We start from the raw sequence: 8,820 nt of genomic DNA, 5'->3' as shown, positions 1-8,820 counted from the left end.
CAGATCGACGAACTGCTACCCTGGGCCTATCTCGCTACCCAAGAACGCTGGCGCGTGGCCTGAGAACATCGCTTACGAAGTGGCAGTCGAAATCCGAATACATTCGGCAGTCGGTAATCGTAAGACTGAAGGCGGACGGCATCGATCCGCGGCAGTTCGCTGGGGTGGCCTAATGGTGGCCCAAGGCGTAACCATAGCCATTGCTCGAGGATCTTCCACAAGCTGTCCGGTTGTCGCTCTGCGGGAATGGCTCGACGCGGCTGGCATTGAAGCCGGGCCAGTGTTCCGACCGGTCAACAAAGCCGGCACGGTGAGCGTGGGTAGGCTCACTGATCGATCGGTCGCCAACATCGTGAAGGTCTACGCTGGCGCCGCCGGCTTGGACGAAAAGCAATTCTCCGGGCACTCGCTGCGCCGCGGCTTCCTCACCTCGTCTGCTGCTGCGGGAAAGTCCATCTTCCGAATTCGAGACGTGAGCCGGCATAAGTCAATCGAGACGATGAGCGGCTACGTCCAAGAGGCGGAACTTTTTAAGGATCATGCTGGCGCCGGCCTGCTGTAGAGGTGTTCATGATTGTCGCGGTCTTATTGGCAACTAGCGTTGCTCAGATGCCTCCTGCCCCGCGGTTTAATCCGGAAATTTGCGCCAACGTCCAACGGACCGGACCAGGCTACATTGTCATGAAGGAAACGTGGGTGCTGCCCCGCCTGAAGTTGACTGCTGGTCAGCGCAGGCCGAGAGGACATGAACGTCGCGGGCCGCCTGCTGACCAATTTGATAGAAAAGACCTGCGCAGCACCTGCCAGTTAGTCGATTTCCGCCCCCGGAATAGTCCCGCTCGCGCAATGGTTGCCCTTGTGTGCTCGTTACGCTTTATTGCCCAATGTTTCTGGGGGCGCTGGCCGGGCGCTGGGACATGGGCAATCAAGCTATTTATAGACCGCACATTGACGGGCTCCGCGCCATCGCGGTTTCGCTGGTCGTCTTGTTCCACGCCTATCCGTCCACCTTCCCAGGCGGGTTCATTGGCGTTGACATCTTTTTCGTCATCTCCGGCTACTTGATCACGGGCATTATTGCTCGGGACGTTGGCGCGGGCCGCTTCGATCTGGCTGGCTTCTACGCAAGGCGAGCTCGCCGAATATTCCCGGCGCTTCTGGTTGTGCTGGCCGCCGCATTGGCCCTCGGCTACAGGTTGATGCTTCCAGACGCCTATCGGCAACTTGGCATCGACACGGCGGCGAGCGCGGCGTTCTCTGCCAATATCGCGCTCATGATGCAGTCCGGCTACTTCGACGTGGAATCGGCGAAGAAGCCACTTCTGCATTTATGGTCGCTCGGCATCGAAGAGCAGTTTTATCTTTTCTGGCCATTGGTTTTAATTGTATTTGCCCGCAAAGGCCTAAGCCTGTTCCGGGCGTCGCTGTTCCTCGGCTTGGCTTCATTCGCGCTAAATTTGGCGCTGATCGGCAATCACCCCATTGCGGCTTTCTATCTGCCGGTCACCCGAGCCTTTGAGCTTTTCGCGGGCGCAGCGCTTGCTTTGGGCTGTCGCGAGGCCTCGGAAGGGCGATGGCAGGACATTCGAGCACTGGCAGGCGCACTGTTGATCGGCTGCACGGTGGTTCTATTCGATAGCGCCACTCCATTTCCTGGCTGGCGGGCTGCGCTGCCCGTTATCGGAACGCTGCTTGTGCTTTCGTCTCCCGGCGCGTGGGGGTGCCGAGTCATTCTTGCCAGCCGACCGATGGTGTGGGGTGGTTTGATCAGTTATCCGCATTACCTCTGGCACTGGCCGCTGCTTGTCTACTTCGCGATGATCAAAACCGCCTCACTGACCGAAATCGAGCGTGGCCTAGTCATCAGCCTCAGCTTGCTGCTGGCATGGGTGACCTATCGGTTCATTGAATTTCCAATCCGGTTCGGCCGCAGCCAACCACTCAAGACCTGCGGCCTAGTCGCGGGGATGATGGCAATCGCGGCCGCCGGCATAATTGTGGTTCGATCGGATGGCTTTGACGGGCGGTTGCCTCCGCAGGTCCGAGCGATAGCTTCCATCCGCACGGATGGCTCTGGCTGGCGAGTCGGCGAATGCCTTCTCGATCTGAGTCAAAAAACAGATTACGCCGAAACGTGCGTCGATCACGGCAAGCGCCCGATGGTTTTCCTATGGGGCGATTCGACGGCCGGTGCGCTTCTGCCTGGACTGCGCCGAGCCCAAGAAACGCGCGAATTTGGCATTGCGCAATTCACTGCCAGCTCTTGCATGCCCGATCTGGACGGCCCTGCGAATTGCCGTGAAAACAATGCACGAGTGCTCGAAATCGCGGTGAAGATGGACCCGGAGGTTGTGCTGCTGCATGCCTACTGGGGTCTAAACTTGGATGGCGTGGCCGGCATTGTCGCGGCCCTGAAACAGCGCACTCACGCCCGTATAGTGGTCCTCGGTCCCGTGCCGGTGTGGCGGCGCGGCCTACCGCAGGAGGTCATTTTGCATTACTTGCAACATCAGGAATTGATCCCCGAAAGATCCAATATAGGAGTTTCCCTGAATTGGCAGGATGCCCCCATGCGGGCGAAGCTGGAACAGCTTGGAGCTGAGTTCATCTCGGCACGGGATGCACTCTGCGACCATCGGGGGTGTTTGACGAGAATTGGACCAACGGCGGCCGATCTCACCTCAAGCGATACAGTTCACCTCACTGACCGCGCATCTATTCTTCTAATGGCGACGGTGATCGATAAGGTGCTTTGGGGTCCACGAGCGCTAGCCTATTGACCTATAGCTTGGGCTCGACCGCTTCAGCCCTGCGAAATCCGGCGGCTGGCTCCTTGTCCGACTCCCTCGTAATCTTGGGCCATGACCAAGGCAGAGAACAGAGCGGCGGCGAGGGATGGGCCTATCGGTGGCATGGGCTATCGCCACTTAAAAACGGCCCCGGCATGGCTTTTGAGGTGTGAAGGCCGGGGCCGTTGGAGTTACCTTGGCGGTAATGGGGTCGCCACGGTGATCACGAGCATAGGAAAAACCGGCAATCAGTTCTGTCCACTTGTGCCCAAAGCGGTATAGTTCCTCATCGGGAACGGAACCGATCGCAATGAAGGACATGCAGGCTCAGTTAGAAAAGCTCCGCACGGATGCTGCCGAGTGCGCCTTGATCCGCGATCTTGCTACTGAACCCAAGAAGCGAGAACTGTTCACAAGGCTGGCCGAGCATCTGACAGTTCTGGCCGACGAGGTTGAACACGCCATTGCTGTTGCGGGACCTGAGCTGAAGCGGAAGGAATGACCGAACGAGGCTGGGTCGGCGTTTCGAGGATCCGGTCAAGATTGGCGAACGCACTCTGGTGACGCTCCTCGACGCCGGCGAGTACATCGCCGCGCTACCGAAGAAGGAGCACGCCGCACCGGAGTGGCAAGCGGCGATGGAAGCCTTGATCCTGGTGGCGGAAGGTGGCGGCCCGACGATGTTCGCTCGGATCGGCATCATGCGGGCATTGAACCGGCACCACGTCCCGAGCTTAACCCGAAGGGAAAGGAGCCCCATTGGGGCCGGCGCAAGCTCAAGAGGGATCAGTAGAGAGGCCGCCGACCGACGCGGCCTTACTTTTTGAATAGCAGAATGAACACTACGACGACTGGTATGGCCCCGGCCGCGCAGATGAAAAACCGAAAACCCCATTCCTCACGCATCACCCAACATAGCTGGGACTCTTTTCCTTGGCATGTGCAGCATTGTGCCAATTCGGCGCGAGACAGTGTCGAAAACCGGCAAGTAGGCCAACTGAGGCGGCCTTAATGTCGGCGCCACCGCAGACCAGAGGCCCCGGCCTCAATAGCTCGGCGATCTAGGTAGTTTGCCGCCAAGACGCAGACCACCACCATCAAATTCGAAACGAACGCCCAAAAGATCATTCTCTCCGCCTCCCGTTAGTGTCAGCCCCCCGCCGACGTGACGCCGGCGGGGATTCTTGCAGTGAATCGTTTTGGCTTATTCCGGATCAAACGAGAGTCAGCTCAACGGCTTAGACCGCGATTCCACTGACGAAGAGCCCGCCAGCGTGAGCCGGCGGGCCCTCTATACACATGCGGGCCCGCGGTAATTGCATCACCGTCTCCGCCGATCAATCTTACTGTGGCTAATGAAGAACAAAGCGGCCAGCACGCCAATTGCGGCGGGTATAACAAGGCTGAGACAGTCCATGACGCACCGCCTTTCAGCAAAGGAATCGTCAACCACCGAGAGCAAGCAAAACCGGCCAGAGGCTTGCAAGGAGCCAGAGCATCAGACCAAAACAGGCCCCAATGCCCATCAACGTAATGACGGCCTGAGGATTTCTGAAGATCATCGCGTGCCAACTTAACACCGATCGGAAATCTCCGTACAGAGCCGAATGGGTAGAAAGCTGTGAGAACAAGCCTGCTTCAGTTAGCGGCCCGCCAGTGTCAGCTGACGGGCCCGCATTGTTGTCGATAACTAACGAATCTAGACCGGCTGGTTCACGACCAGAGGCTCTCCGAGACAATCTCGACGCGCGTCATAGTACCGTCGAGATACGCAGGCGCATCGAGCGGCCGCGGTGAACGAATGTCGCCATAGGCTTTCATTGGATTCTCTCTCTTATACTTTGCGACAATCTCCCGTCCCAGCGCGTTAAAGGGGTGATTTTTGAGCGACCCGCTGAGGTCGTGCCTGGCAGCGATATCCCGCTTTACATACCCGAAGACGGTGACTTCGAGTGGCTGTCCAGCTTCGCACCACGTAACCTCCAACAGGACACTCGCAACGATATTGTTGCCGACCTGTGGGTCGAGCTTCGGTGAGATGCGTGATGTCGTGAAGTGAGCCGATCGAAGTCGCGCGTACAAGAGACGCAGCGGCCTCCTGCAAGTCGAGCAAGGCTTGCCGCTGAACCTCTATTTTGCGGGCTAATCTCTGCTCTCGCGCGACAGCTTGCCGATACGACCAGAGGGTGCTCGCTTCCGACGCAGGATCTAAACTCCCGTGTTCAATTGAAGGACTTGCAGTTCGCGCGCCGGTTGAGTAGCGTCCGGCGGGGCTGAGAAATGCATAGTCACACGCGCTTTTTGTGCGTGGGCATCCTTGCGATGCTCGCGTCGTATTTTTTGCTTTGGCCGGTCTGGCGGGCTCAATTCCCGATCGAGATTTGGTTCACCGAGTCGTGGAACGCGTTCCATCAGGATATCGCGGCCGCTGGGCTGCCTCTCTATCCAGGCAGCGATCAGCTCGTCGTTAACAACTACCCTCCGCTTTCCTTCTTAGTCATCGGCGAGCTCGGCAAGCTGTTCGGTGACAATCTCTATGTCGGACGGGTGCTCTCGTTCGTTGGGCTGCTAGCGCTGGCCGTGGAGATCACGCTGGCCGTAAGGATCTTGGCCGGGTCGTTCTCTGCCGGCGTCGTCGGCGGGATGTGGTTCGTCGCTCTGATGGCGCACAATGCCGCCCTCTATGTTGGAGCGAACGACCCGCAGATTGCGGGGCAGGCGATCATGGGCGCTGCCCTGGTGTGGTTCCTCGCCCGAGAAAAGGCTGGCCGATCAGCGCTTCCGCCGCTGTTGCTGATGGTTCTGGCAGGCTTCTGGAAACACAACATCATCGCGATCCCGGCGGCGGCCGTTCTGTGGCTATGCCTGCGCGACTGGCGCTCTGCTGCACGGCCCGTGCTGATCAGTGGCGGGGCGGCAGCGGCGGGGCTCGCCCTCTGCGGCGCTGTCTTCGGACCTCAGTTCTTCGCCAATCTGCTCACTGCTCGCGCCTATTCGGTGGGGCATCTGGTGAGCCAGTTGGGGCATCTGCAATGGCTGGCACTCGCGGCGATCCTGTGGGGGTCGTGGGCGTGGTTCGACCGGGCCAGCTACGCCGCGCGCTTTACGGCGCTGCATTCCGCTGTTGCGCTGGCCTCCTGCCTCACGCAATGGCTCGGCGATGGCGTCTTCGGGAATGCTGAGTTCGACCTTACGATCGCGCTCGCGATCGGTCTCGGCGCGACCTTGGCGCGGATCGCCGCTTCGCCAATAGCCGCGGCGATCGGCCTGAACCGATCGCGAGTGATGGTGGTTGTCGCGTTGGCGCTGCGGTTGGTCTTGTCCGGTCGACAGGAAAGCGCCCAAGTACTGCTTGATCCGCAATTCCGCGCCCGCTACGCGACCGCCGCCGCCGCCATGACCGCGGCGGCGGTGAGCGTCTCGAAGATCCCCGGGGCGGTCTACTGCATGAAGAACAACCTCATCTGCCGGGCAGCCGGCAAAAGCTTCGTGGTCGACGACTTCAAGACGGATCAGCTTTTGGCGACGGGGAAGGCAACCGAAGCCGATCTCTCGGCCATGTTCCAGAACCGCGGAATTACGGTGGTCGAAGGCGCGTCGCTGACTTACGCAGCAGCGCCTCTCTGGCAAACTCCTTAGCCTTCGCCATGGCTTGTTCGCTCGTGAGCTGCTCGGGCCGCAGCCGCGAAACTTCTGGGTTACGCAATGACGAATCAGCGAGCGGGCTCAACGTCCCGGGGAGCTAGCGCAGGGCAGGGATTCCGAAATGCACGGGCTGACGCTTTCCACCCATTCGGAAAGTACCACCTATTTGGAAAGAGGGGGGAGCGAAGTCGATCTCAAGGGCTTCGCTTTCGAGGCTGGCGAGGTGTCGAAGGGTTATACAAGCCGCCCAGTCTGGCTCGACATTGCTAAGCTCGCGGATCATTACCGTGAGGTACTCGCCCGCCGCCGCACTGGTCGCAGGACGCGGTCCTGCACATCATGCGAGGCCAGCGGGTTTTCTGGCTTGAAAGAGTTTCCCGTACGAGGCCGCATATAGGTGCCGGGACGGGGCTCAACTTGAGAAACTCTAAGGCCGCTCGACCAGGGTCTTTCGCGGTCGACCAAGCTTCGGACGGGGTGGCCTGGCCTTGGGCTCAGTCGACGGCACGACCTCCAGCCTGACCCGGAAAGTCTCAAAGAGACTTAGGACCCGGCTTAGCTGCGGATCGACGGTTCCTCCGAACGTCTTGTAAACCGTCGTCCGCATAATGCCGAGTTCGCGCGCGAGCGAGGTGACGTTCTGCGATTTGACGACGGTGCTCAGCTCCCGGATGGTGTCAGTCGGATCGTCGAAAGCGAAGGCTTGACTGAGCCGTGTAGCGATCGCGCTCGGGCTGGCGATCCCGGACGCAGGCGTAACCCGGGCCTTTACGTTCAGCGCTTCGAGCAGCCTAAGAACCCGGCTGAGCTGCGGGTCGATTCGACCGCCAAACGTCCTATAGAGGGTGTCGCGTCGAAGGCCCGCGTCCCGTGCCAGGATCTGTACGTTATGAGCTCGCGTGACGAGGCTGAGCGCCGTCTTAGCCTTCAGTATCTCGTTTTCTTCAAAGTTATCAGATAGATAGATGGCGATAGCCGCTGGATTGTCGCGGACTAAATTGGCTATGTCTTCTTCGTTGCCAGCCAGCATTTCCAGAGCGTTTGTCCGTCACTGTGGCCTTCCAGCTACAGCATTATCGGCCAATACGTCTAGATTACCTCACAGACATCGACGACGCTTCCACTTGGGGTAATTTCGACAATGAAAAAGACTTTGCTCGCTCTCGCCGCGGTTGTGGCGATGACCGGTTCGGCCTCGGCCGCTGACCTGGCTGCCCGCCCTTACGTGAACGCTCCGATGCCGGCGCCGGTCGCCAACTGGACCGGCTTCTACATTTTTGGCGGTGGCGGTGGCGGCCTCTCGAATGCTGACCAGAGCGTTGTGGATACGGTTTCCGGTACGCCGCTGACGATCACCCAGCGTCAGGGCGGCTCGGGCTGGTTCGGCACCGTGGGCGCCGGTTACGACTGGCAGTTCAGCGGCACCTGGGTCGCTGGCGTGTTCGCTGACGGTCAGTTCGGCAGCATCCGCGCCACCATCCAGGATCCGCTCAATCAGATCACGGGCTCCCAGAAGCTCGAGACGTCGTGGGCCGCTGGTGTGCGCCTCGGCTGGCTGGCCGCCCCGAACGTTCTTACCTACGTCAACGGCGGTTACTCGGGCGCCCACTTCGGCCAGACCAACTTCACGGACCTCGCCGGCGTTCCCGTCGGTGCCCACCTCAACAGCTACAACCGCAACGGTTGGTTCATCGGTGGCGGCGTCGAGAACAGCCTGAACTTCTTCGGCATCAGCTCGCCCGGCTGGTTCATGAAGACCGAATATCGTTCGGCCTTCTACAACGCCAAGACCCAGGACGAGCTGTTCGACGCTGGCAATGTTCCGGTCGGCAACAGCATCCGCGCCAACAGCTGGAATCAGACGATCTCGACCTCGCTGGTCTACCGCTTCAACTGGACCGGTCCGGTTGTCGCGAAGTACTGATCTGAACTCAACTTCAGACGTCAAAGCCCCGGCATCGCCGGGGCTTTTTCGTTTGTCCTGAACGCTCGTGCAACACGAAGTGCGATGGGATCCAGGCAAACGCCTAGCGCTGGAATATGCAAAATGACCTGCACGATCACATTGAATGCCGAATTACGCTCGCCCGGACCTCCGCGGCGGGCTTTGTCGTTTCGGCCGGTAATGACGTCGGGGTGCTTTCGGCCTCGGCTACGTTGCCGGCGGCTGTGGCTAAGCGTTCTTGGAAGCTTCGGCGCGACGGGCGATTTCGACGAAGAGCTTTGGCTGCGTTCGCAGCAGAATACATGAGCACCAACTGGTAGAAGCCGCATCAACCACGGGTTCCAAAAACTTGATGTAGATCAAGCGTAAGCGTCGTTATCAGGCCACGGCTTTGAGGAACTGAGTGCGGTAGGCCCAAGGCAATAGCTGGTCGATGTCGCG

The 8,820-nt window shown here is 59.7% G+C and carries 7 protein-coding genes; 6 read left to right on the top strand and 1 reads right to left on the bottom strand.

What is annotated here, in order from left to right; genetic code table 11:
• The 5 genes from AC0L3X_RS45840 to AC0L3X_RS45820 all read left to right on the top strand — a co-directional run.
• A partial coding sequence (locus AC0L3X_RS45840; RefSeq protein WP_473317526.1) for a tyrosine-type recombinase/integrase occupies positions 1–562 on the top strand: 562 nt, incomplete at its 5' end.
• A 355-nt stretch (positions 563–917) separates the two neighbouring features.
• On the top strand, positions 918–2,780 hold the full coding sequence (locus tag AC0L3X_RS45835; protein WP_187387994.1) for an acyltransferase family protein: 1,863 nt from the start codon (positions 918–920) through the stop codon (positions 2,778–2,780).
• A 319-nt stretch (positions 2,781–3,099) separates the two neighbouring features.
• Complete coding sequence (locus tag AC0L3X_RS45830) at positions 3,100–3,291, top strand: hypothetical protein (protein ID WP_063982064.1); 192 nt, start codon at positions 3,100–3,102, stop codon at positions 3,289–3,291.
• Positions 3,292–3,349: 58 nt separating this feature from the next.
• The gene (locus AC0L3X_RS45825) at positions 3,350–3,616 is read left to right on the top strand and encodes a hypothetical protein (RefSeq protein WP_354102597.1); all 267 of its coding nucleotides are present in this window, start codon (positions 3,350–3,352) and stop codon (positions 3,614–3,616) included.
• Positions 3,617–5,069: 1,453 nt separating this feature from the next.
• Entirely contained in the window at positions 5,070–6,428 is a 1,359-nt protein-coding gene (locus AC0L3X_RS45820; protein ID WP_354100732.1) for a hypothetical protein, read from the top strand.
• Positions 6,429–6,861: 433 nt separating this feature from the next.
• On the opposite strand, the gene AC0L3X_RS45815 is transcribed toward AC0L3X_RS45820, so the two are convergent.
• A complete protein-coding gene (locus AC0L3X_RS45815) occupies positions 6,862–7,464 on the bottom strand; it encodes a helix-turn-helix domain-containing transcriptional regulator (RefSeq protein WP_063982066.1) in 603 nt (200 codons plus the stop codon).
• A 111-nt stretch (positions 7,465–7,575) separates the two neighbouring features.
• On the opposite strand from AC0L3X_RS45815, the gene AC0L3X_RS45810 reads away from it, so the two are divergent.
• Positions 7,576–8,358: an outer membrane protein gene (locus AC0L3X_RS45810; RefSeq protein ID WP_063982067.1), complete on the top strand. Its 783-nt coding sequence runs from the start codon at positions 7,576–7,578 to the stop codon at positions 8,356–8,358.
• Positions 8,359–8,820: the final 462 nt, after the last annotated feature.

The sequence above is a fragment of the Bradyrhizobium sp. MI1.7 genome (assembly GCF_055811795.1).
The sequence above is the reverse complement of the archived record's forward strand: the minus strand, read 5'-3'. Positions and strand labels throughout refer to the sequence as shown.

Coding starts and splice junctions, on each gene's coding strand:
- AC0L3X_RS45835 (WP_187387994.1), top strand. CDS start 918: ATGGGCAATCAAGCTATTTATAGACCGCACATTGACGGGCTCCGCGCC.
- AC0L3X_RS45830 (WP_063982064.1), top strand. CDS start 3,100: ATGAAGGACATGCAGGCTCAGTTAGAAAAGCTCCGCACGGATGCTGCC.
- AC0L3X_RS45820 (WP_354100732.1), top strand. CDS start 5,070: ATGCATAGTCACACGCGCTTTTTGTGCGTGGGCATCCTTGCGATGCTC.
- AC0L3X_RS45815 (WP_063982066.1), bottom strand. CDS start 7,464: ATGCTGGCTGGCAACGAAGAAGACATAGCCAATTTAGTCCGCGACAAT.
- AC0L3X_RS45810 (WP_063982067.1), top strand. CDS start 7,576: ATGAAAAAGACTTTGCTCGCTCTCGCCGCGGTTGTGGCGATGACCGGT.